The sequence below is a fragment of the Vibrio gigantis genome (assembly GCF_024347515.1).
In the GTDB taxonomy this organism is placed as follows: Bacteria; Pseudomonadota; Gammaproteobacteria; order Enterobacterales; family Vibrionaceae; genus Vibrio; species Vibrio gigantis.
Map to the genome: position 1 here is coordinate 469325 of NZ_AP025493.1, position 23668 is coordinate 492992.

The window sequence follows — 23668 nt, forward strand, 5'->3', positions numbered from 1 at the left end:
ATTATCATAGACTTTAGGGACTGGTTGAAGAATGACAAAAGACTGATAGAGTGTGACGGCTACCTTAAAAACAAAGCGGCATTGAATTACCTTAAAGCTAGACACTCCTCCATCCACGCATCAACTTCACTTTCAACCCAAGCTACTGCCCTACCCCCCAGACTGATAGACTGAGGAAATTGATCTTCATTCATTTTTCGGTAAATCGCTGAACGGCTCAGAGCGGTCTTTTGCATTACTTCTTTTAGTTTTAGAAATCTCATGGGACATCCTCCTATGCTGTGTGTTCCCATGGGATTGACTGACACGTAGAAAAATACCGTTTTTATCTCCAACTATTTACTTACCGAGTTTTGCAGATCAAGTGAACCAACTAGATTTCAATCATCAAGCACTTCCAAAAGCATTAACATTCGATGACCACACAAACAAGAATCACCTGCTGGCTATGCCAGCAAGTGATTCCTTATCATTACAATTGACGATTCGCAGCTGCAAGAGCGTATCTATAAGCGGCATCTCTTCCTGCGGAGCAAGCAGCTGCTTTCCTCACCTCAACTTGTTTATCTACACTTCGTTTATCCACTAGCTCCCAAAGGTCTTGATGAGCTATCGGCTTTTTATTTGCTTTACGCCAATTTCGACGTTTCCAACCATCAAGCCACTCATTAAAGCCATCAACGCAATAGTCACTGCTTGAATAAATAACATCGCCATCACAAGCACGCTCTAGCCCAAAAGCAAGTGCTGATAACTCTGCGTAATTACGGTCTACGATGCTATCAAGGAACAACCAGTCTTCACCCGCTATTCTTTCATAGTCATCGAATACAACCTGCCCTACCCCAGCAGAGAGTCGTCCTCTTCGCTTCTCTACGATGGCTGCTTCTACATAAATTTCTTTTTTCATTTTTATACTCTCCAGAGACTAAAAAGCCGATACATCCTTTGCACCAGCTGATTGTGTTGATTGTTCATTCGTCGCTCTATTGCGATTGCTACATAACAACGGCAAGAGAGTTATTTTTTACCTGTCTCTGGAAATACTCTCCTTCACACCCTGATTCAAAACGCTCTCAGATATATTTCATCAGTACGCATAACCAAACAGATAATCCAAGGAGCTCTTATGCGTAACGCCAACAACCAACACGATTACCCATTCAAAACTTCAGAGTTAAATGAACTGCTAGAGCGTGCAGCCGAAGCACTGGCTGCGAAATACAAGCGAGAAGGCACGTTCACTAACCCAACTAATGTTAAGGAATATTTAAAGCTCAAGTTAGGGGCTCATGACCGCGAAGTGTTCGCCGTGATGTTTCTTGATAATCAACATCAATTGATCAGTTTTGAAGAGTTGTTCTTTGGCACTATCGATGCTGCCTCTATTTACCCACGCGAGGTACTCAAAGCAGCACTAAACCATAACGCTGCTGCCGTCGTTTTTGCTCATAACCATCCTTCAGGTATTTCTGAGCCCTCTCAAGCAGATAGACGCATTACACAGCGTTTAGTAGATGCTCTCAAGCTGGTGGATATCCGAGTGTTGGACCACATCGTTGTGGGTGAGGATTGTGTGTCATTTGCAGAAAAGGGGTGGGTATGAATAAGTTTGTTATTTCAGGGGTAAATGATGAACTCGTTAGTCCCATGCATTGTTTTCTTGAAGCACTTATGTCTGAAAACGTCATCCCGAATACAGTCGAGCGGGTAGCGTTAAACATACGCTCTAAAGATATAAATAGTCGCTTTCAACCAATCGAAATTCAATTAGAGCGAACATCAAGCAAAACACCTTGGCAACTTCGCTTTATTGCCACCTTTGATGTGATGGTTACTGGTAAGCCACAAAAAGAGTTATCGCTGTATTTCAACTTCGCAGGGTGTTGGTTCTACCACCCAGAGATTAAGCAGTGCAACTTACAACGGCCAGAAGTTCAAACCTTACTTGCTAGCTGGCTTAAAGCCATCACTCACACTCTCATCACGCAACCTGCTATCTCAATCAACATCACATCCGTTCGTTAATCCTAACTTATTTCAAAGAGGTTCCTATGAATCAAGCAGCCAATCTGGCTATGTTCGCGTGCAAGCGAGCTAAGCCTTCACATCAACTGAAAGACCTAATCAAACGCTCTATTGATGATGTTAATTACCGAGGAAAAATGACCATCTGTTTTCAAGATACCAATTACCACCCGAAAGACGGCGGCTTTCACCCTGTATCTATTACAGTGGATGTCAAAGATAGCCATATCGCGCTTATTGAAATCACTGACCTTGTTTATGTGAGAGCCAGTACACCAGAGCTCGTTCCTGACTTAGCTTTTGATTTTGCTAACAACGTCGCTTTCGCTCGTTTCAGCGGATGGCTTGGTATGTACCTGCAAGAAACAACCGAGCTATATGAGATGTGGGAGTGTAACTTTCTAGCTTATGTAGACATGAACGCCTACGACCAAGTTCAGGTTGAGTACAGTTAATCATCACTCGTAGCAACCCTATCCACTAACCGTCCCGCTCCACTTCATATCACAAACATTCAGCACAACCACCAGCACAGAGCCAAAACGAGGCTGCTTCCCATATTGTTAAAACGGGAAGCTTCCATCCCTTGCAGTATAAGGGTTCTTTAATATCATCGGCTCTGTGCTTCCCAAAACACCTGACTACAGACAAAAAAGGAAGCAGACTATGGCTGAGGTCCAAGCAATCAAAGACGATGATACGATACGTATGGTTGGTCATCTATTGAGTATTCGTTATCATCCACAAATGGCCGATGTGTGGCATATCGGATTAAACTTAGCACTGCGGATTTCTGATTTGTTGTCGATTCGATTTGAAGACATTCATCAGGACCGACTCATTATTCGAGAGAGTAAAACCGGAAAGCTGGCCAACATTCAACTCAATACCAAAGCGCAGCAGTACATTGCTAGATTGAGAGAGCAACATCCCGACCACGTTTACTTGTTTCAATCCCACCGATGCCAACAGCTGAAAAACAAACCACCCCAGCCAATCTCGCGACGCGCTGTGTCAATGGCATTTCAGCAAGTAGGCCAAGAGCTGAATATCGCTTTAGGTACTCACTCGATGAGAAAGACCCGAGGCTACTTTCTTTACCAATCCACAAAAGATATAGGCCGTGTCATGAAAATGCTTCGCCATACTTCTGAGGGCGTGACGCTTCGCTATATCGGAATCACTCAAGATGAAGTCGATCAAGACTTTGTTTCTCTTGAACTTTAAACCAGGTCATTTAGTGAAGGGGCGGGGCCGCTAATCCCTTATAAACATTAAGCTCAGAGCCCTTTTGAGTTTCGTTATCATCACATTGGAGAGTGAATAACATGAATCCATATCACGCAATAGGGAGCTTTGTTGTAGGCAGCTTATCGAAAAGTTTAATCCAAAATTTATTCTGGAAAACCGACGGTCCAGTAAGGGGGAGCATTGTGTATTGCGATCTCGCATTTGGATATGCTGAGCATTCAGGTGTGTACATGGGAAATGGACGTATCATCCATCGTAATGGCAAAGGCCTTATCGAAGCTGCATCAATTCGTCAGTTTCTAGCAGATACCACAGCCCTTTCAATTTACGTCAGTTGCAACGCCCAAGGTAGAGCCGTTGGCAATGAGTCTACTGTTCAAATAGCAGGCGCTATGCTTGATGTACAAACAGACTATTCCCTGTTAAATGAAAACTGCCATCAGTTCTGTAGCCACTGCCTAAGTGGTGACATCTTCTCAAATACCTTCACCTTGACTCAGCTTAAACGTGACGCTCTTTTGCACATTCAAGCGAGTCAATGGCGCGTGTGGGACTTGAGGGGTCGTCACAAAGGATAAGGGGATTCTCTCCCCTTTTTTAATCTCTTAGTCGAGGTTACCTAGTGCTACAGCCAAAGCAACGATGCCCCTCGCCATAGCGCTTAGTTCTCTTCTTTGCTAGATAGCTAATTCGATAAAACAGCTTACTGTACCAATAAGAAAAATCTTTGTGGTTTGAATCCAGGTGATAACCATGATTTCTCGGGAAGTAGACCAAACGACAAACATCTTCGGCTGCACAGCCAAGCGCACTCGCCCAGGATTTTATCACTAAAGCGGCTAAGCTATCTTGCCCTGAGTAGTCACCTGCCTTGCAAAAGCGCTCTTTATTGAGAAACAGAACTAAATGGTAATGATCGTTACATGATGTATCACGCTCTCTTACCCAAGCATACCTGACATTACAGGAATGTACTCTTTTTCGCTCTCCACGTATCTTTCGCGCCTGAGCTTCAATTCTGGCGCTTAAAGACTCTGTAAAGCGTTTCATCAAGTTTGTTCGTCTAAGGTTATAACTAACAATTTCATCTCGGCTAAGACAATCAAAGAAACTATCATCGACTGGCAATCTGAGATCAATTCGAATAGCGTACACTCGCGTGTATTCTTCAAGCGCACTGTTCATTGTAGTAAGCAATCTATCGAGATAGAGCATGTTATTTTCTTCCTGCGAACCTTGAATAGTTAGTCCATGGTAAGTTGATTCTTTCATGAGTTAGTTCCTGTGTTGTTTATCTACAGGTATCCCCACTCATCTTATTTTTTACCTTATCTCTATCACCTACTTAGGGTAGGTGTAACGCTTATAGTTACCCACCTTACTATCAGATAATAGTCATACCGACACTTCTGCTCTTCAGCTACTTGGTCACAAACCTTATAGGACAATGCTGCACGTAATACGGGTGTCCTGTAATCCACTCAGAAGTTATGTACATCTAGCCTAGTTCCGCTCACCGTTCAGAGCAACAATACCAATGAATTGCCACAATAAAATGCAGAATAACCTCACTAATAACTCACACTAAAACCACATAATAACCACCAAAAAATCACATATATATCACTAAAATTACTACACAGTAATTATAATTAATGATATATATTGGATACTGAACTTAACGACAGAGGCATATCAACTATGGCTTTTCACGTACCTAAAGAACCATTTAATGCTTATTCCTTCCGCGAATGCAGCTTCTATATCAACTACCTTAATCAAGCCCTTAATCAGGATACTTTTCAATCGGTGGAAGGTTTCAGTAGCGTTCAAGAATGTTTGAATGCTCTTAGACAGGAATTATCCTACCTAGAAAAAAATGGGAAAATTAACAGTAATCACATTAAGAAAATGAAGACTGATTTTCAAAACTGTCAACTATCTGGTGAGGATTTTTTATGGCTCCATAACTCAGATGAACGTTTCTGTAACTGGGTATGGTGTTATCTGAGGGAACAAAGCAAGATATTTGACAGAATTAAGTTTCGAGATCAGCTTAGAAGAGGTAACTCCAACAAAATAAAACTACATGACTTTGGCCTCGATCTTGATATTGGCAGAAACTTTGATGGATTATCACATGACGCTTTTAAGCCAATGAGTAATAATTTCACTGCAAGGAAAAGCAATATCATTGATAGCTTTCGGAGTTCCGAACTAGAACTATCACAGCAGCGTAAAGTTATTCAAACACTGCTAAACACTTGGGAGTCCATTCTGGAAGATACGAGAATGTCAGCCTGGCTTGAAGAAAACCAAACAGCTCAAAGCAATTGGTCATGGAAGTATATAAAAGATACAGGTTACAGACTTCAGTCAAAAGTCTGGAGCGTTTCAAGCGAACAAGACAAAAGAGCCGCTATTGTTGCGATTTTCGATATGCTTCACGATAAGCCAGATCGTAAATCACTCTTGATTGGTAAAATGAAGCGCGCATGGAGTCAAAAAAAGTTTCGAGATAAATGTAATGGTAAGAGGCCCTATAGCGTATCGATGACAGACAGGACGAAAAAGCGATTGATGTGGTTGGTCGAACAAGAAGACAGTAGCATCAATGAAATCATAAAAAATCTCATTGATATGCGCTTTGAGCAACTGAAATAGCACAAGTTGTGGTTGCAATGCGACACTCTCGTTAACAAAAAATCAAACCTTTTTTAAATAACAAAAAAGTCAACACTGAAAATCAGAATACTAACTGCTTTCAGCCTCAATTCACAACCTTCAATAAGGCCCTATTTATAGGGCTTTTCTTTATTTTCGTCCATCTGGTGCCCATAGTTATACGTTAAAAAACCGAATTCAAGTCCAAAAGCGAAACTTCACCATTTAAGTAACCACGCATATTTCTCTGAACATGAAGGCTCATTGCCAAAAACTCGAGACACTTCTTCGGCCTGCAATTAAGCATCTAATGTTTTGCCAATCGCTTCGAGATTCTTAAAATAACGATCATTGTCGGCTGTAAACCGTGCCTTCATGCCTTTTGTAAGGCATCAGTATATTCAAGGTTGTCTCTCTGCGACGCCTTTATCTAATTTACAGTACCCTCATAATAGCTACAACTTTAATCCTTTTACCTTTGCGATACTCTTTATGTCCTTGCCTAAAGTGTCGGCAGAGCTTATCTTTATTAGCCTTCTCTTCAGCTATATATCAATAAATCAGCACATGCCTCCTGGGTATTCCTACACCCGTTAAAACTCCTAAAATTTAGTCTGGACTCCAGTTACGCCCAACCAACAATCTGATGAGCTGAACCCGTTCAAGTAGAATGATGTATTTCGCAGACAGCTTCCACCTACCTAAGTGAAATTTATTAAATTGACTATGATTTTCGTCCAAACAGTTAAAGTGTTAAAATGATCACAACAATGTTGATGGGGCTTAAGGTGGTCGTAAAAATACTTCTAGTCCCCCCACTATCTGATTTTTTCTTTTGGTACCCCACCTGATACCCCATCAGATTTACCATAAAAACAAAAGGTATATTTTTCATATGGTTGCAAGTAAAATCCAATGGTTTCCGGGTCACATGCATAAAGCCCGCAAAGAAATCGAAGAAGTTATCCCACAGGTTGATGTGATCATCGAAGTACTGGACGCTCGTATCCCGTTCAGTAGTGAAAACCCAATGATCTCTTCACTGCGCGGCGATAAGCCTTGTGTAAAAGTGTTGAACAAGCGCGACCTTGCGGATCCTGAACTAACTCAACGTTGGATTGAGCACTTCGAGAAAGAGCAAGGTGTTAAAGCGATTGCGATTACTACTAGCGTTAAAGAAGAAGTTAACCACGTTATGGAGCTAGTACGTAAGCTAGCACCGCACCGTGAACAGATGGGTAAGAACATTCGCACAATGATCATGGGCATCCCGAACGTGGGTAAATCAACCATCATCAACTGTTTAGCAGGACGCACGATTGCGGTTACTGGTAACCAACCTGCGGTAACTCGTCGCCAACAACGCATCAATCTGCAAAATGGCGTGATCCTTTCAGATACTCCAGGTATCCTTTGGCCTAAGGTGGAAAACCCACACAGTGGCTTCCGCTTGGCTGCGACTGGTGCTGTAAAAGATACAGCAATGGAATACGATGAAGTGGCATTCTACACCGTAGAGTACCTAGCAAAGCAGTACCCTAACCTTTTACAAGAACGCTACCAAATTGAAGAGCTACCAGAGTCTGACATCGAATTGATGGAAGCAATTGGTCGTAAACGTGGTGCACTTCGTGCCGGTGGTCATATAGACATTCACAAATGTTCGGAGATTCTACTTCACGAATTGCGTAACGGCACTTTAGGTAAGGTAACGCTTGAGTTGCCAGAAATGATCACACAAGAGCTGATCGAAGTTGAAGAAGCTGCTGCTCTGAAAGCCGAACAACAGATTAAGAAGAAAGAGGAGCGTCGTAAGCGTTACTTGAAGAACAAACGTTAATCTCTCTTAATCACTTTTACACCAGCCTCTAAAATATTCATGTTCTATTCCCCATAGAACATGAATATTGCCTGATACGGTTTGTTGATCTAGCTAACATACTGACAAATCTATAGAAATGGTCGTTTACAATCCCAAAGACTGTGACATACTACGCAAATTATTGTGTATCAATCTCGGCTAATTTCTCAATGCGCTCTTATTCTGGGTTCAAGAATCAAAGATTTAAAACCTATTTCGATAATGAAATTTATTTGCCGTACATAAATTTCATCTACATCCCGATCTCAATATTCTGCGCTTTCATCATCACCGACTACATCCACTTTGGTAGTGAGTGTCTTACACCTATCATTTTCAGAGTCATACTTTTTCTATTGATGATGGCTGTCGCCAGATACTGCATTACAAGCAAACCCAACGTTTTAGAACTAGTAGAAAGTACCTTCCTTGTAATTAGCTCGCTTTTCTTAGTCTATGTAGGTCGGCTTGCTATTGATCTGAACAATTTCGATTACCAAGGTGGCATCATTCTCGTAATGATCTACATTGGAACCTTTTCAAGACTGTCGGCTAAATACAGTATCTCTACACTGTCATTTATCTTTCTAGCTTATCTCATCGGCCTTGCGCCACTGCTTTATGAAGCAGAACCAAAGCATGAAATAGAAACAATTTCCGTTTATATTTCGGCTTACATCCTGATCTCAGCTGCCTGTATCAGGCGGGATCTCGAAGTACACAAACGTTTCGCGCAATCCGAGCAACTCCGCAAACAAGCAATTCAGCTTCGCAAACAATCCAATATGTTTGAGGCTCTTTCCTATCAAGACGCGCTAACGGGCTGTTATAACCGCCTTTATCTTCATCAGGTGATAGAACCGAGCATAAACCGTCAACTATCCATTACATCGATCATGATAGATATCGATCATTTCAAATCGATTAACGACACCTACGGCCATCAAATGGGTGACATGGTGATCAAAGAATTGGCCGATGAAATTAAAAAAAGGCTACCGGCCAGCAGTAACTGCTTTCGATACGGCGGTGAAGAGTTTTTGGTGATGGTCCAAGGAGAAACCGAGGCTTCAATTGAATCGCTAGTTAATTCCCTTTTAGAGTCTCCTTCCCTCCTTAGGTTAGAAGTAACGATTTCAATCGGTGTTAAACATGCACCTCAGGCCCTTGGTTCTGTCGAGCAACTTATCGACGACGCCGATCAAGCGCTCTACATTTCGAAGAAAGGCGGTAGGAATAAAATCACATGGTGTGATTAATCGCTCGGTACTTGACGCTCCGTAGCAATTCATAAAAAGACCTCTGATCCAATCAAAAAAGCCCCGAGCAATTTAATGCTCGGGGCTTTTGTCTTTGTTCTTCGGCTTTAAAATAGCTTCGTTAATCAGCTTCTACTCAGCAAAAAAACCAGTATTCAATAAGAATCGACTAAGAATACACAACGCTTGCGGTTTTCTGTTCAAGTTCAACCGGAGAGCCCCAAGAGATGACTTTTTCGTTCACTTGGCTGCCACACGGCGCGTTCCAAACTTGTTCTAGCTCTTCTTTACCACCAATCGCTTCATAGAATGCAATGGCTTGATGGTTCTCAGACATCACCTCTAGGTAAAGCCCTGAATCCGAATAGTATTGCTGTAACCATTTCGATAGTTCAGACAATAGACGCTTGCCTACGCCTCGGCCACGATAATTATTGTCTACGTGTAACGCATCAATAAACGTACCACGCTCAAAGTTGTGATTACCAAACGCGCAGACGAAACCAACCAGTAAACCGCCTTCTTCAAGCAATAGCACATGTTGGTTGAAAGGAGGATTAATCAAACGAGTCTGCCAAATAACAGATCTGTCCTCCAAAACATCATTTTCTAAGTAATCATCAGCAAGAATGCCACGGTAATATAGCTTCCAGCTATCCGCGTGTAATTGGGCAATCCGCTCATAATCTTTATATTCAGCTACCTTAATTTCCATTTATTAGCCCTTAGTACTTCCATTTATGACTTGCTACTACATTTCACACTACCTTTATACAATATTTAAGCAAAACATACTAATACACGTTTACACTTTCAATATTGACTTACACGTGTACGCTGATATTCTAGCGCACAGATGTAAGCTCAATGGAAATTTGCTAATGAATAGTGCTGACAAACAATCTATAAAAAAGCCGCCATTAATCTGGCTCAATATTTTTGTATTCTCTTTTAGTATGCTGCTTGCTGTTGTTGCAGCTCCCGTTTATGGCTACTTTTTTGGCTATGGTATGGAGCATTGGATATGGCTAGCGATCTGCTTTACGTTCTGTAACCTTTCAATCACGACAGGTTATCACCGCTTATGGTCACATAAAGCGTTTGAAGCGCACTCAAGCCTGAGATTCCTATTTGCATTAGGCGGTGCATTTGCCCTGCAAAACAGCGCGCTACACTGGTCTTCTGATCACCGTGTTCACCACAAGCACGTCGATAACAACGACAAAGACCCATACTCTGCAAAACGTGGGTTTTGGTACTCGCACATTGGCTGGATGATTCGTAATTACAGCACCTCAATGTATGAAAACTACGAAAACTGCCGTGATCTTAAAAAAGACAAGATTGTTATGTGGCAGCACAAGCACTACGTTCTTCTGGCGTTGATTATGAACTTCGGTGTTCCTATTGCACTAGGCGTGATTTACGGTGATGTGCTTGGCATGTTGTTAATCGTAGGCGCTGTTCGTTTGGTACTTAACCACCACACGACATTCTTCATCAACTCTCTTGCTCACATTTGGGGTAGCCAACCTTTTACTGACAAAAACACAGCGCGCGATAACGGTGTGTTAGCAGTACTCACTTTTGGCGAAGGCTATCATAACTTCCACCACATCTTTGAGAACGACTACCGTAACGGCATCTACTGGTGGCAATATGATCCAACAAAGTGGTTGATCAAGGGGGCTTCATTGATGGGACTGGCGAGTAAGCTTAAGAAGACTCCTCAAGCTCGTATTGAGAAAGCCGAAGCGTCAATGCTACTAAAACGCACGCAGCAAAAAATCATGCACCGCGCCGACAAGCAACAAATCGCAGACAAGCTTCAGCAAGAGTTCGACGCTCTCGTATCAAACATGAACGAATACTACGAAGTGAAAAAACAGCTACTCGAAAGTAAGCGCGAAGACGTTGTAAAGAAGTACGAACACTCTGTTCTTAAAGTTCGCTACCAACAAATCAAAATGAATTTCGAGCAACAAAAGAAAAATTGGGCGATGACGGTAGAGCAATACGCTTAAGGTAAACAATACGCGTAACACCCTAATAACAATGCTGTTTAATTCTTAGACGAAAGCCTTCATATTACTATGAGGGCTTTTTTAATTCTTAGAGCTAATTAAATACATGAGATTTAGGTAACTATTGTAATTACAGACACTAGTCCCAAATGTCACACTTTTAATGCAACGCAATGCTAATTAAGCCTAAAGGTTGTGACAAGCATCACTTACAGAACAGCATTCTTCTCATAACATACGCGTCCCAAATTTCTTTCAGCAATTAGCGGACCCATTTTATGAAAATGTTAAAAACATCACTAGCGCTAGCAATCTCTACTACCCTTTTATTCGGATGCGGTGACGAAACAACAAATAACTACTATCCTATCGTCCCTTCTTCTACTGAAGTTAAGATCGCTACCTATAACTTGTCATTTGACCGCGCAACCTTTCAAGATCTCGTAACTGAAATGCAAATCGAGCCTAGCGCTCAAGCAACATTGGTGTCCGATTATCTGGATAACACAATTAGTGCTGCTGACAAAGAAACAGCAGCGAAAGTTATTCAGATCCGCAACGTCGCAGCCGTGATTCAAAAGAATCGTCCTGACGTGCTGATGATGGCTGAGTTTAACAATGATGGCACTGGCACCGATAAATCAGCGCTAGAAGGCTTCCAGAAAAACTACCTTTCTGTCTCTCAAAGTATTGAAGGTGCAGGTGGCGACGCAAGCCTAGAGCCAATCTCATACCCATATTTTGAAAGCTACTCGACCAATACAGGCTTGCTGAACGAATTTGGTTTTGATTTAGACAATGACGGTACTTCTGGAACATTGCCTGGAGATGCTTGGGGATTCGGTTTCTACCATGGTCAATACGCGTTTGCTTTGATTTCCAAATACGAAATCGACACGGCAAACACTCGTACATTCCAAGAATTTAAATGGAAAGATCTTGAAGGTGCAACCATCCCAACAATCACAGTCTGTGATGATCCTAGTAAGTTCCCTGTCGGTATGGACTGTGGTGACGAGTGGTACACAGCGGCTGAATGGGAAGAAGTTCGTTTATCATCAAAAAACCACGTTGATGCGCCAATCCTAATTCCAACTAAAGATGGCACAGAAACCGTTCACTTGCTTATGTCACACCCTACTCCTCCAGCTTTTGATGTGGGTAAGAACATCGAGCAAAACGCAGCAGAAGTCGACTTCTGGCACCAATATATCCAAAACAAATCGTTCATCTATGATGATTTTGGAAAAACGGGCGGTCTGGAACAAGGTAAACACTTTGTCATGATGGGTGACCAAAACCTAGACCCTGTTGATGGAGACGGCATTAGCTCTGTCATGCAAGATTTGCATAACGACTCATTAGTTAACCAAGAAGTTACCAACGGCAGTCTATACCCTACTAGTTATGGCGCAGCTGAACATGCGGTAGATAAATCATTGTCTCACCCACAACCAAACCGCATCACTTCGACGTTTGGACTTGCGGTAGATTACGCACTGCCGTCAGCTTCATTAAACATTGTTGAATCTGGTGTTTATTGGTCAGCTTCTTACGAAGAAGGACGCAAGCTATTCAACGACTCACGAATTGGTGATTATGGTAACGGAAAGGATGTTTCTTCAGATCACCGTATGGTTTGGATCAAAGCTGACTTCAGTAAATAACCCGTTCAATTGAGACCTAAAAAGCCCTCATATCGCTATGAGGGCTTTTTTAATGAGTGTAACCCATTACCACCAGCTTTGTGCTGTCAAATATGAATTGTGGACACCAAGAACCATAGTGATTGGATTACTGAACTCTTTTTTCAATCTCAATTTATTTTATATTACTGAATCTTATCGAATTTAGAACTTAGGAATTGAGAATGAGCAAACTAACCATTATTGCGACGGTCGTCGCCAAAGTAGATAAAGTTGAGCTAGTAAAAACTGAGATGATTAAATTGCTCGACAAGACCCGTATTGAAGAGGGTTGCATTAACTACGATCTGCATCAAGATAACGATAATCCGGCTTACTTCGTTTTTCATGAGAACTGGGAGTCTGAAGCGCACCTAGATAAACACCTAGCGAGCCAACACATCGCTGAATACATGGCTGCAACTGAAGGTTGTATTGAAACCTTTGTGCTTAACAAAATGACGCACATTGTGTAACCAATCAATTCGGTACTGATTAAATGACAAACCCTGTTCTTAACGCAGGGTTTCGTTTTTTCTTACCTGCGATGCTTTCCGAGCTCATTCTGCGCCCGATCTCTGTACTCCCTTATTCCCCTCCCTTAAACAGAACCAAACTTCTCCACAACCAAATATTCCTAAACCAATATCAAGTAACCTCACGAAAGATCATTCACATTCATTTAAATAACGTTCTCGGGCTTTGGCCATAAAATGAACGCCAAATGACAAGAGCAACCGTCAACAGGAATGTAGATGAATACCAAACAACTTGAGAATGCTGTAAGTGAAGTGAGCTTATTCAATCAGCACCTACACTTGATCCAATCCGTGCATACCATTCCTACACCGAAAGTGAATTGGGAGTCGATTGCCATGGAACCGGCACCTGTAATGCCAACGGTTCGATTTGATCATAAAGTCAAAGCTATGCAAGCGCTCGATGAATACAAGCCTAATTGGTTAGATATGCTGCTGGGCAACAAATCAAAGTTGTACACACTCACCAACAATATTGAGCGTGCCGCTGAACAAGACATCGAACAATACAAAACTGAATTTGTACATTGGGTGCAGAACTACAGCTACTGGGCAAAAGGTAATCAATTATCGAAAGGCGTTTTGAATAACGATAGCGAAGCAAAACTATCTGCCCTTTCTGAAGCTCAACAGAACCCTATCAACGCCGCAGTGGTCGACACTAAGCTGATAAACCATAACTTTAATACCTATAAAAACGGCCACCTGTTAGAAATCAATATTCAGGTTAATAAGCACAACGTTATCCCAAAAGAAAAAAAGGCACTGTGCCAAGGCGAAGTGAAGCTTGAAAAGATGTCTGTCTCAGAAAGTAATGCCTTATATCGAGAGTATGTATGCAGCTGTATTCTCAAGTGTGCTCAAGATGCTTTCAATGTATTACCCGAGACAAACGTCGTGATCAATGTTGAACAGATTTCAGCAAACCAAACGAGCGAGACCATTGTTTCATGCCATGTAGAACAAGGGCTACTCGAGTTCTTATTGGTCGAAGACGATAAACCCTCTGAGATTCTTGAATTCTTCGTACACATTGAGGATTTCAATCCTCATCGAGATAACGGGTTCTCAGCGATCAAAACGATCTTTTCGCCTTTGCCTATGGCGTCTTAGTTTAGCCTCATATTCGATTCAATCATTAAAGACTCTTCACGACTAACCTCGCGTTCGTCGTGTTCAATCACTTTATATATCAAGCCATTATGTCGACACACGCTATCTCACGAACATCGCACCCATTAGCCAATACAATTTCATCCACACGAACCCTAGCAAAACTGCCTTTAGTTTTAATCGCTTTCTCTATGCCCGTATTCGCAGAAGAGGTTGAAGAAGTGTTACTCGAGGACGAAGTCGTATTAAGTGAAGGTTCTGAGTTAAACGAAGAAGCTGAAGAATCTCCTTTTACAATCCTGACCAAGCTCGGGTTTATCTACTCTCAAAACACCAGCTCATCTTTATCAATCAACTCTGGAATCTCTATTGGATACAAAAAAGAGAACTGGGGGCAACGTGTCCAGCTCGATACCTACTATACCGATGCTGAAAATGATGAAGACGGCACCAATCGCTATACCACCAACTATGGCATCAGCTATGACTTAAACGAAGTCACCTATTTGGTCGCGACAACTCGTTTTGAACACGACCACTATGGATCCTATCGTAAGCAATTCATAACGGCTACAGGATTGGGTCGCCACTTTTATGATACTGAAAGAGTCAAACTCCAAGGCTCGGCTGGTCCTGGTTACCGAATCAGTCAACGCCAATCCTCCGATGAAGAATTTCCGAACAAAGAGAACTATGAACTGATCGTCAATGCCAGTGTTGATGGCTCACTAACGCTGACAGAGACGTTTTCCATGGGTGCTACAGCAAACATGGCTTACGGTGAGGAAAACACTAACTACAACCTCAAGGGCTATCTAAAGAACATTCTCATGGGTAATTTGGCGCTAACCTTTGATACCGAATATATCTACAACACCACTGTTGCATCTGACCAAAGTAACGCCGAAATCTACAGTTCAATGAATCTAAACTACGATTTCTAACCGCCCTCACTGCTTTCTACACTTAATCTAGTCCACAATAGCAAAAGGCCCTCACTATGAGGGCCTTGAAGTATCTCGCTAAATCTAAACATCTCGCTACACTGTTTTGGTTCTTAACCGAGTGAGCACATCCATTTGCTTTAAATTCGCCATGCCAACGTACGCGACAGGGACTAAAAACAGTGAGAAGAAGGTTCCGGCAGTCAAACCTCCGACTAACACCAAACCAATATTGATTCGGCCTAATGAACCGGGACCATCCGCCAAAGCCAATGGCAATGAACCGAGGATCATCGTCAGTGACGTCATCAAAATTGGACGTAATCTTGAACGCGCACTTCTTATCGCCGCTTCTTTCGCACTTGCGCCAGATTTGCGTTTCTCGTTGGCAAACTCAACCAGCAAAATACCGTGTTTAGTCACTAGGCCAACCAGCGTCAGCAATCCTATCTTCGAATAGATATTCAGGCTTTGGCCAAATACTGAAAGCGTCAAAATCGCGCCAACAATACACAATGGAACCGTCAGCAAGATGATCATTGGGTCGACAAAGCTTTCAAACTGCGCCGCCAAAATCAGGAAGATGAAAATCAACGCCAATACGAACAACACCTGGGCACCGGCTGTTGAATCAACGAGGTCTTTTACAATGCCATTGAACTCGTAGCTCTGAGCAGGTTTCAAAAGGCTTGGTACTGTATCATCAATGTAGGCTTTCACGTCGCTCGCGGTATATCCGGGCATCAAGTCTGCGGTAATTTCAGCGCTGTCTTTACCCATGAACGTCTTGAAGTTAGATTCCGATGTCACTTGTTTGATCGATACAAACTGAGACAAAGGAAGCCTTTGACCCGACTGTGAATCCACATACAGCTTATCGAGCACCTTGAAATCACCAAGGTCACTTCGGTTCACTTGCACTTGAATTGGGTAGGTATAACCGTCGTCCGCTTGCAAATCTGCCGCTTTGACAGAACCAAGGAACGTTGATAACGCATTGGTTACATTACCGTAATCAACACCAGACAATACAATCGCATTGCGGTCAATCGACAAGTCATAACGTAATTGGTCGCGCAACATTGAGTTCTTAATGTTGGTCACACCCTCGTAATCCTCAAGCGCATTGACGACCTCACTTGCGGTTTCAGACAGCACCGTGGTATCACGGTTAACCGTAGTCAGTTCAAGGATCATGTTGCTAGCAATGTTTAAGTTATCTGCTGAGCGAACCTTGAAAGACATTCCGTAAGCAGAGACCGAGCTTTGTGCTTTAGCGATAAATTCATTCACCAATTCATCGGCTGACTGGTCACGTTTGCCCCATGGTTTCAACAAAACGTGATTGGTCGGTGTACCTTCGATATACGACAAATTCGCTTCTACTGAATTATTACCTTTGAATACACTGTTAAGTTGCTCGTTGTTATCTAAATGGTACTGACGACCAACCCCTGTTGGTGGTGTTGAAGTCACCTCTACAAAGCCAGTATCTTCCGTTGGAAGCAACACTTGAGGCATTTTCCAAACCGCTAAGGCAGATAAAGCAATCAGCACTAAAGCAATACCACTCATCAGAGCCTTACGATCAAACCATTTACCCAGTTCATTAGTGTATAAGTCCGATAACACATTCAGTTTTGCATCAACCTTCTGATACCACTTCGCCGGGGTTGATACTGGCTTCATTAAATAAGCACTCATCATTGGTGAGAGCGTTAACGCCACAAATCCAGAGATAATCACCGCTGCCGCAAGTGTGAACGCGAACTGCCTAAATAGGTCAGCGGTTAAACCAGCCATCAAGCCTATTGGCAAGTAAACAACCGCCAGAGTCAACGTCATCGCAATCACTGGAAAGACGATCTCTCGACACCCTTTAATTGCTGCGTTAAATGGCGTTTCGCCCTCTTCGATATGACGGTAGCAGTTTTCAGCCACGACAATCGCATCATCAACCACCAAACCAATTGCAAGAATGATCGCCAGGATGGTCAGTACGTTGATGCTAAAACCCAGTAAATGCATGACTGCAAATACACCTATCACACACACCGGGATGGTGATGATCGGGATAGAAGCGACTCGAAAAGAGCCAAGGAACAGAACCACAACCGCTGAAACCAGAACAATCGCCTCAACTAAAGTCATAAAGCCTTCATCAATTGCCGTTTTAATGAAATCAGCTTGGTTATAAACCATCTTCATCTCAATGCCTTCTGGCAACTGAGGCTGAATCACATCAATCTGTTTCTTAACTTTATTGGCGACGGTTACTGGGTTTTCACTTTTCAGTGGCAATACCTGAATCGACATCGCTAGGTTGTCATCTACACGAAGAATACTCGGCGTAAGGCTCTCTTCACCCATTTTGACTTCAGCGATATCACCTATACGAATGATCTTGCCGTTATCAACACGAACCACCAAGTCTCGCACGTCATCAACACTGGTGACTTGGTTTACTGGGTTGATTGAGAAGTCTCTAACCTGCCCTTTGATAGTACCCGCGGTAAATGTCGCGTTGTATGAGCTCAATGTTGCAACCACATCTGATGCACTCATATTGAGCGCCATCATGCGATCCGGCTGCAGCCAAACACGCACCGCTTTTTCACTGCCGCCGTATGGTCCCCAAATACCACCGACACCTTGAATATGCTTAAACTGCGGCACGACTTGTTGGCTAATGTAATCGTACATGTCTTGCTTAGACATCTTGCCCGTATTCACAAACGTGATGATGTTACTCGGCATACTGGTATCAGAAGAATCATCCGTTACCGTTGGCTTATCCGTCATGCTCGGCGGGAAATCACCAATCGCTTCGACACTGCTGCGCAGGTTGTTCATCAAGCTGGTATATTCGACGTCATCAATGTCATCTTCAAAGATAATTTTTAGATTACACGTTCCTTCCTGACAGTCCGTCGTCATGGTTTTCACACTGTCGAGGCCAGTTGCGGCAGTAATTAGCTTATCTGCTACATTACGCGACATGAACTCTGCACTGGCGCCATTGATCGCAGCAGTTACCGTTGCTGACGGTGTTTTATGTTCAGGAAAGTATTGGATAGAGAGCTTTTGAAACGACAAAAGCCCCAACAAAACAATGGTGATGCTCAGAACAGACGCAAACACAGGATGCTTAATACAGATCTCAGGAAGCTTCATTCAAATTCTCCTTCGTTACGGCTTCCTTGCTTAATGTTTCCTTGATTTGAGCTTCACTCGCAGATTCCTCAACAGTTGCGTTTGTTTCTGCTTGCTTGCTGTTTTCAGTGATCGCTTCGTCTACACCTTCCGATGCTTCAGTCCAATCAACCGAAGGCTCAATCGGATGTGGTTCATCCACCTGTGTTACAGTCTTTTCTACTTGAGGCTCCGCAGCCTGCTGAGTGTTCTCTTTGTCTGTCGGCTCCGTGATTAGCTCAACCGTTTTTTGTTCAGCATTTGGGTTCATTACCTTAACCAGCGACGCTTTCTTGAGATTCTGTTGCCCCGTCACAACGACGTTATCACCCAGTTTTAAGCCCTTTTCTACAACAACGTAACCATCGTTAGTATTTACGCCTAATTCCACAATGCGTTGCTCGATTTGTTCACCATTCACTACCCAAACAAAACGCTCGGCATCTTTTGCTTGAACGGAATTTTGAGAAACCACCATCTGCGTTGAGTCTTCGCTCGTCATCTGACTTACTTTGGCAAACATACCCGGAACCAAGCGATGTTCTGGGTTAGTCACGTGCGCGTGTACTTCTACACGGCCTGAGCTTTCGTCCACCGCTGGCGCAATGTAATCCACCACACCAGAAAACGCTTCATCGACAAATGCATCAACTTGTATGGAAACATTCTGCCCTAGTTTTGCGTTACCCAAGTCAGACTGTCCAATTGAATACTGAACTTCGACAGGATCGAGTTTAATCAAACTCACTAACGCAGTAGAGCTATCAATCTTACTACCCACTGAGTGAGTAAAATTTGTTAGCTGCCCATCAAATGGCGCAACCAACAAATAGTCATTCATCAGAGCTTCTTTCTGACGGAAATCAGCTGCTGCTAGATTCGCCTGTTCTCCCAGCTCTTCCACATCTTGCTGAGACATAGAATCAGGCTGTTTCTTTAGTAATTCTTGTACCCGTTTTAATTTCGACTTGGCTAACGCTAGAGAGCTTCTTGCTTTGTCTAAATCGGCTTTCGCTTTAGTATTATCCAGTTGAGCGATCAGCTCGCCTTTTTTGACTGAATCTCCATCTTTGAAATGGATGTTGAGAATTTTGTCGGAAGCACTAAATGTCAATGCAGCAGAATCCGTTGCCCTGATTTTGCCAACCTCGTTGATTGAAGAAGTGAAGGCTTGTTGGTGCGCTTTTTCGATAGTCACAGGAATCAAGTTTGAGTCTTGGGCAAACGATGGAGAGATATGTAAGGCAAACAGTGCCAAACAGATTGTTTTACTAAGCTTTGTAAATTTCATTTTTAATAACCATAACCGTTGAATTCGTCTGAATTAAAACGTTTTTCTAAGCAGCTATTTCTTACTTAATGAGCTTCCAGCTATTTAAATAATGCTAAAACAGCTAATAATGAGAAAAGGGCTCAACTCACTGTCGAGCCCTGCAATTTTTATATGATTCCTAAATTTTTACGTTCTGAACTCCAAAGTAAAAGTTAAAAACGATGCTGGTACTGAACACCAAGTAAAAGAGCATCGGCAGTCACATCAGCAGTTATATTGGAACTCGTTCCAGGAATAGTCGTCAGGCTTTCGTCAATATCTTGTGATTCTCCGATGATAAAACCGACACCAATGTCCACAGAACTGGCAGGCGTCAAGTTATATGTCCCCCCAACAGTAAACCAATGACGGTTAACATCAGGAATAGAGAGTGATGTGAGTTCATCAGTTGGGGAGATGTCATACATGTAACCCGCTCGTAGAACGATGTCTTTTGACATGCTGTATGTACCACCGACAGAAATGTGTCCCGCATCTTTCCATTGATACTCTTTGATAGAGTCCTCATAAGAGTCTGATGTTAGCGAGTCAAATTCAGACCAGTTCACCCACTGCAGGCTGTAATGGAAAGCCCACTGTTCGTTGAGTTGGTGCCATCCAGAAAACTCTAGAGTATCTGGTAGAGGTACATTCATCTTATCGGCAGGGACTCCTCCTTTGGTAATGTCACCTTCCACTTCGATATCTGGGCTGTAGCGGTAAGTAATACCAAACTTGTTATGATCATCGACTTGGTAGGTAGCACCAATATTTGCCCCCAAACCGAAGCCGTCTGCATCTACGTTTAACAAGTTTTTACGGTATATTTCACCTTCACCGTAAATAACATCAAGCCCTGCGCCCAAATTGATTTTTTCAGACAATTCGTAAGCCACAGCGAAGCCAACATTGATACTGGAAAGCGCCGTTTTACCTCCAAACTCATCCGCTTCGAACGAGTCATCAAATTCGACGTCGGTACCAAAATTGGAGTGAACCGTCGCGCCCAGAGTAAACTTCGAACCTTCGATGGGATGAACGTAATGAATGTTCGGAACTAATGTCCCAGCCTCTAATGATTGGTCATCTAACATTTCAGTATCGCCAATCATTGGCGTATAACTCACATTAGAAACATCGATACCACTATCAATATAAACAGCACCTACAGACAACATAGGTTGGTCGATATATGCCATTGCAGCGCTGTTTTTAGCAACAATCGCGGCACTGTCGGCCATTACAGCGTCACCAGCAAACGCGCGACCTAAACCCGTTGCAGACTGCGCGTTAAGTTGGAATCCAGCCGCGTTGGTCAAGCACGGGACAAGAGCAGCTGCAGTGCCCAATAAAAGTTTATTCTTCATTTTGAGGCACCTCTGTTTCGATATGATCTTCGTTATTGATGACAACGACTGCGCCGTCACTCATTACCATTGAAGCAACAGCAACTTGCTGTGTCTCGACAGCTTCTCGCACATCAGCCATATTTTCTCCCGGCGTTCCCGGTAAGCCACTCTCGTCCATCGGTCCCTCGTAAGGAAACAAATACGTACCGTGTCCACCGGTTGTCGTTCTTATGACTCCACCGAGTTCAATCTGATCTCGCTTTGTACCCGTTATTGGGTCTAAGCCAAGCGCAGTAATTAATGGCTCAGTACCTGTACGAATGTTGTTTGGATCGCTGTTTGGAATAACGCTATCGGGAACATAATCAACACCTACATCGCAGGTTTCTCCACAGTCTCCGACGGCAGCTAACAAAAGAGTCGGTTGCTCAGCCTTAACTTGACGAGAGATGAAGCTGGCAGGGTCGGCACTATCAATTGTTGCTTGAACCCCTTGTTTAAGGTCTGTAACAACTAAATCGAAGATGTCATTCTCTAGCTGACTAACAAGTTGTGCGTTATCAGACGAAAGAGCTACGAACTCTCTAAGTGATTCAATACATTGTTGATTCGTCGCTTCTGCTGTACAAATATCTGGTATGACAGTTTCAGCAATGCCTCTCTGAACGTCTGGAGACTTCTTAACGCCTTCAGACATTTCAGGGCCTAAGGTTTGAGAAGACAGAACCAAGTTGGTTAGCCCTTGTCCCGGCACTACAAAATTTACTGTGTTGAAAGCAAAGTCTGAGTTAGCCGTTAGTTTTCGAGACGCTTGACTGAATTCACTGACCATCACCGACATAATGCCGCCCAACGATTGGCCAATTAAGTGAACGTCATCTTTTTTCACCCAATCTTCTTGGCTTAGTGCGTAGCGAAGGCCTAAAAAGTCAGATACGGATTGCTGAAGGTTAGAGCGCAGTGCCAATGGCGAGTCGATATTGATGAAAAACGCTTTGTTTGCTCTGGCACTGATTTCTACTCCTGTTTCTTCACCATCCCCATCAGGGTCAGTGTTGTCATACCGCATTCGTTCCCCGTGATATGGCATATCGATCGCAACAACGGCGTAACCTTTTTTTGTATATTCAGCAGCCATCAAAGAGGCCGTGCCGCGTTCCGCCGTAACACCATGGATAAATATTGCTGTTGGGAATCCAGTTGATGTTTCTATCGGCCTTGGATCGTTCTCGAAATTAGGCAAATAAATATCAGCCGTTATTTCAAGAAACTCTATGACCTTTGGTTCCGGCATTGCAGCGGTTGGGAAACCACCATCTTTATTTGTGATCCATTCATATAAAGGAGGGCAGTTCTCTTTCGGATCAAACTCATCAACAAGGCACTCGGATTCTCGAGCCTGAGTAAAAGGTAAATACGACGGTATTCTTAACTTCTTAGAATACTGATTGTAATCCCCATTAAACTCTCGAACCGTTTCATAACCAGCTAAGAATCTAGTATTAAGCTTGACGTGGTTATCCCTCATTACATCTAGTGACGAATACGTACTCTGAGTTTTAAATTGAGCTGCGTATACAGGAATACCCTTATCTGGATATAACGCATAATATGAATCAATAGCGCTCAAGACTTGCTCTTGAAGAACTTCTTCTTTTTCGCTATTTAATGGAACGTCTGAATAAATCAACTCTTCAAAGCTTACGTCTGCTTTTAAAGGCTCTTCGAATTCTGTTTTTACGCCATCAGTGACTACAATCGAATAAGTGCGATTCTCTACTAAACCTGATTCACATTGAATTTTAATATTGGAACCATCAGCGGATATTTGAGTGTCAACCTCCTCACCTGTCAGTCCATCAATTAATACAACGTTCTCGGCCAACGTTTCGTTATTGAGCGGATAACGCTTGTCAGAATTAACACTTTGTAAAGGAATTAAAATCGGCTCTGCACAAAGCCCCCATCCATCCAGGGCTGCGTATGAATTGTTGTAGTCCTGATAATAGGCGTCATTCTTCGATGACATGGTCACAGCATGTTCACCGACTCCGGTAATGGTTCCATCGTCGTCATACCCATACCCATCGTTCGGTTTTGGTAATTCATTAATGTTGTAGGGAACCAATACCGAAACGGGATCTTGAGTCGAGTCTTCAGACTGACAGCCGAGTAAGGCAAGCGTAATTAGTCCACATAGATATGGCTTATTGGAATCTTTCAAAATAGCTCCTTCGTAGCTTTCGCATTTAACTAGTGTGGTCATGCGATTTATCGTTATTTGAGTTGCCGATTGAGTCGGAGGTAAGTTCGACTTTGATTCGCAGAGAGCAAGGCAACACAAGTTGGAATGACACGTTGATAAAACTACGTAAGAAATTTGAGCAGTTAACCCACACCCACTAAATCAGCGTCACCCGTTAATGATCCAATAGCTACTAACGGCA

At 42.8% G+C, this 23668-nt stretch carries 21 protein-coding genes; 13 read left to right on the forward strand and 8 right to left on the reverse strand.

The annotated features are described in order from the left end of the window. Positions 1-86: 86 nt before the first annotated feature. Together OCV56_RS18190 and OCV56_RS18195 are read right to left on the reverse strand one after the other, a co-directional pair. A complete protein-coding gene (locus tag OCV56_RS18190) occupies positions 87-263 on the reverse strand; it encodes an AlpA family transcriptional regulator (protein ID WP_016787630.1) in 177 nt (58 codons plus the stop codon). Positions 264-472: 209 nt separating this feature from the next. Continuing rightward, on the reverse strand, positions 473-910 hold the full coding sequence (locus tag OCV56_RS18195) for an RNase H family protein (protein ID WP_086714183.1): 438 nt from the start codon (positions 908-910) through the stop codon (positions 473-475). Between the two features lie 219 nt (positions 911-1129). Here OCV56_RS18195 and radC point away from each other — a divergent pair, with 219 nt between their 5' ends. The 5 genes from radC to OCV56_RS18220 all read left to right on the forward strand — a co-directional run bounded on the left by radC (position 1130) and on the right by OCV56_RS18220 (position 3857). Continuing rightward, positions 1130-1606, forward strand: a complete 477-nt coding sequence (gene radC / locus OCV56_RS18200) for a RadC family protein (protein WP_086714182.1) — start codon at positions 1130-1132, stop codon at positions 1604-1606. Then, on the forward strand, positions 1603-2028 hold the full coding sequence (locus OCV56_RS18205) for a DUF2787 family protein (RefSeq protein ID WP_017102421.1): 426 nt from the start codon (positions 1603-1605) through the stop codon (positions 2026-2028). The genes radC and OCV56_RS18205 overlap by 4 nt, the downstream gene beginning before the upstream one ends. A gap of 26 nt (positions 2029-2054) precedes the next feature. Then, positions 2055-2483, forward strand: coding sequence for a DUF2787 family protein (locus OCV56_RS18210; protein ID WP_086714181.1), 429 nt, complete (start codon positions 2055-2057; stop codon positions 2481-2483). Positions 2484-2694: 211 nt separating this feature from the next. Then, on the forward strand, positions 2695-3255 hold the full coding sequence (locus OCV56_RS18215) for a tyrosine-type recombinase/integrase (protein ID WP_086714180.1): 561 nt from the start codon (positions 2695-2697) through the stop codon (positions 3253-3255). Between the two features lie 101 nt (positions 3256-3356). Next, complete coding sequence (locus OCV56_RS18220; RefSeq protein WP_086714179.1) at positions 3357-3857, forward strand: lecithin retinol acyltransferase family protein; 501 nt, start codon at positions 3357-3359, stop codon at positions 3855-3857. A gap of 37 nt (positions 3858-3894) precedes the next feature. On the opposite strand, the gene OCV56_RS18225 is transcribed toward OCV56_RS18220, so the two are convergent. Further along, positions 3895-4551, reverse strand: coding sequence for an inovirus Gp2 family protein (locus tag OCV56_RS18225; protein ID WP_086714178.1), 657 nt, complete (start codon positions 4549-4551; stop codon positions 3895-3897). A 393-nt stretch (positions 4552-4944) separates the two neighbouring features. Here OCV56_RS18225 and OCV56_RS18230 point away from each other — a divergent pair, with 393 nt between their 5' ends. The 3 genes from OCV56_RS18230 (at position 4945) to OCV56_RS18240 (ending at position 9063) form a co-directional block, all read left to right on the forward strand. Further along, positions 4945-5943, forward strand: a complete 999-nt coding sequence (locus tag OCV56_RS18230; RefSeq protein ID WP_133154074.1) for a hypothetical protein — start codon at positions 4945-4947, stop codon at positions 5941-5943. 895 nt (positions 5944-6838) lie between these two features. After that, positions 6839-7783: a ribosome biogenesis GTPase YlqF gene (gene ylqF / locus OCV56_RS18235; protein WP_086714176.1), complete on the forward strand. Its 945-nt coding sequence runs from the start codon at positions 6839-6841 to the stop codon at positions 7781-7783. A gap of 254 nt (positions 7784-8037) precedes the next feature. Next, positions 8038-9063, forward strand: a complete 1026-nt coding sequence (locus tag OCV56_RS18240) for a GGDEF domain-containing protein (RefSeq protein WP_086714204.1) — start codon at positions 8038-8040, stop codon at positions 9061-9063. Between the two features lie 169 nt (positions 9064-9232). On the opposite strand, the gene OCV56_RS18245 is transcribed toward OCV56_RS18240, so the two are convergent. Next, on the reverse strand, positions 9233-9778 hold the full coding sequence (locus OCV56_RS18245) for a GNAT family N-acetyltransferase (RefSeq protein ID WP_086714175.1): 546 nt from the start codon (positions 9776-9778) through the stop codon (positions 9233-9235). Positions 9779-9944: 166 nt separating this feature from the next. Between OCV56_RS18245 and OCV56_RS18250 the strand changes: the two genes are divergently transcribed. The 5 genes from OCV56_RS18250 (at position 9945) to OCV56_RS18270 (ending at position 15368) form a co-directional block, all read left to right on the forward strand. Next, the gene (locus OCV56_RS18250; RefSeq protein WP_086714174.1) at positions 9945-11087 is read left to right on the forward strand and encodes an acyl-CoA desaturase; all 1143 of its coding nucleotides are present in this window, start codon (positions 9945-9947) and stop codon (positions 11085-11087) included. A 278-nt stretch (positions 11088-11365) separates the two neighbouring features. Beyond that, positions 11366-12754, forward strand: a complete 1389-nt coding sequence (locus OCV56_RS18255; protein WP_086714173.1) for an endonuclease/exonuclease/phosphatase family protein — start codon at positions 11366-11368, stop codon at positions 12752-12754. 203 nt (positions 12755-12957) lie between these two features. Continuing rightward, positions 12958-13248 (forward strand): putative quinol monooxygenase, encoded by a 291-nt coding sequence (locus OCV56_RS18260; protein WP_086714172.1) that lies wholly within the window; start codon positions 12958-12960, stop codon positions 13246-13248. Between the two features lie 279 nt (positions 13249-13527). Then, positions 13528-14424 carry a hypothetical protein gene (locus OCV56_RS18265; protein ID WP_086714171.1) on the forward strand — a complete coding sequence of 299 codons (897 nt, stop codon included), beginning with the start codon at positions 13528-13530 and terminating at the stop codon, positions 14422-14424. Positions 14425-14615: 191 nt separating this feature from the next. Further along, on the forward strand, positions 14616-15368 hold the full coding sequence (locus OCV56_RS18270) for a DUF481 domain-containing protein (protein WP_086714170.1): 753 nt from the start codon (positions 14616-14618) through the stop codon (positions 15366-15368). 96 nt (positions 15369-15464) lie between these two features. On the opposite strand, the gene OCV56_RS18275 is transcribed toward OCV56_RS18270, so the two are convergent. The 4 genes from OCV56_RS18275 to OCV56_RS18290 form a co-directional block, all read right to left on the reverse strand. Then, positions 15465-18542 carry an efflux RND transporter permease subunit gene (locus OCV56_RS18275; protein WP_086714169.1) on the reverse strand — a complete coding sequence of 1026 codons (3078 nt, stop codon included), beginning with the start codon at positions 18540-18542 and terminating at the stop codon, positions 15465-15467. Then, a complete protein-coding gene (locus tag OCV56_RS18280; protein ID WP_086714168.1) occupies positions 18529-19851 on the reverse strand; it encodes an efflux RND transporter periplasmic adaptor subunit in 1323 nt (440 codons plus the stop codon). The genes OCV56_RS18275 and OCV56_RS18280 overlap by 14 nt, the downstream gene beginning before the upstream one ends. A gap of 194 nt (positions 19852-20045) precedes the next feature. Then, positions 20046-21239, reverse strand: coding sequence for an outer membrane protein transport protein (locus tag OCV56_RS18285; protein WP_086714167.1), 1194 nt, complete (start codon positions 21237-21239; stop codon positions 20046-20048). Beyond that, on the reverse strand, positions 21229-23487 hold the full coding sequence (locus OCV56_RS18290; protein ID WP_086714166.1) for a lipase: 2259 nt from the start codon (positions 23485-23487) through the stop codon (positions 21229-21231). The genes OCV56_RS18285 and OCV56_RS18290 overlap by 11 nt, the downstream gene beginning before the upstream one ends. Positions 23488-23668 lie beyond the last annotated feature (181 nt).

Excerpts from the sequence above, each read along its gene's own strand:
- OCV56_RS18190 (WP_016787630.1), bottom strand. The coding sequence starts at position 263 with ATGAGATTTCTAAAACTAAAAGAAGTAATGCAAAAGACCGCTCTGAGC.
- OCV56_RS18195 (WP_086714183.1), bottom strand. The coding sequence starts at position 910 with ATGAAAAAAGAAATTTATGTAGAAGCAGCCATCGTAGAGAAGCGAAGA.
- radC (WP_086714182.1), top strand. The coding sequence starts at position 1,130 with ATGCGTAACGCCAACAACCAACACGATTACCCATTCAAAACTTCAGAG.
- OCV56_RS18205 (WP_017102421.1), top strand. The coding sequence starts at position 1,603 with ATGAATAAGTTTGTTATTTCAGGGGTAAATGATGAACTCGTTAGTCCC.
- OCV56_RS18210 (WP_086714181.1), top strand. The coding sequence starts at position 2,055 with ATGAATCAAGCAGCCAATCTGGCTATGTTCGCGTGCAAGCGAGCTAAG.
- OCV56_RS18215 (WP_086714180.1), top strand. The coding sequence starts at position 2,695 with ATGGCTGAGGTCCAAGCAATCAAAGACGATGATACGATACGTATGGTT.
- OCV56_RS18220 (WP_086714179.1), top strand. The coding sequence starts at position 3,357 with ATGAATCCATATCACGCAATAGGGAGCTTTGTTGTAGGCAGCTTATCG.
- OCV56_RS18225 (WP_086714178.1), bottom strand. The coding sequence starts at position 4,551 with ATGAAAGAATCAACTTACCATGGACTAACTATTCAAGGTTCGCAGGAA.
- ylqF (WP_086714176.1), top strand. The coding sequence starts at position 6,839 with ATGGTTGCAAGTAAAATCCAATGGTTTCCGGGTCACATGCATAAAGCC.
- OCV56_RS18245 (WP_086714175.1), bottom strand. The coding sequence starts at position 9,778 with ATGGAAATTAAGGTAGCTGAATATAAAGATTATGAGCGGATTGCCCAA.
- OCV56_RS18250 (WP_086714174.1), top strand. The coding sequence starts at position 9,945 with ATGAATAGTGCTGACAAACAATCTATAAAAAAGCCGCCATTAATCTGG.
- OCV56_RS18255 (WP_086714173.1), top strand. The coding sequence starts at position 11,366 with ATGAAAATGTTAAAAACATCACTAGCGCTAGCAATCTCTACTACCCTT.
- OCV56_RS18260 (WP_086714172.1), top strand. The coding sequence starts at position 12,958 with ATGAGCAAACTAACCATTATTGCGACGGTCGTCGCCAAAGTAGATAAA.
- OCV56_RS18265 (WP_086714171.1), top strand. The coding sequence starts at position 13,528 with ATGAATACCAAACAACTTGAGAATGCTGTAAGTGAAGTGAGCTTATTC.
- OCV56_RS18270 (WP_086714170.1), top strand. The coding sequence starts at position 14,616 with ATGCCCGTATTCGCAGAAGAGGTTGAAGAAGTGTTACTCGAGGACGAA.
- OCV56_RS18275 (WP_086714169.1), bottom strand. The coding sequence starts at position 18,542 with ATGAAGCTTCCTGAGATCTGTATTAAGCATCCTGTGTTTGCGTCTGTT.
- OCV56_RS18280 (WP_086714168.1), bottom strand. The coding sequence starts at position 19,851 with ATGAAATTTACAAAGCTTAGTAAAACAATCTGTTTGGCACTGTTTGCC.
- OCV56_RS18285 (WP_086714167.1), bottom strand. The coding sequence starts at position 21,239 with ATGAAGAATAAACTTTTATTGGGCACTGCAGCTGCTCTTGTCCCGTGC.
- OCV56_RS18290 (WP_086714166.1), bottom strand. The coding sequence starts at position 23,487 with ATGACCACACTAGTTAAATGCGAAAGCTACGAAGGAGCTATTTTGAAA.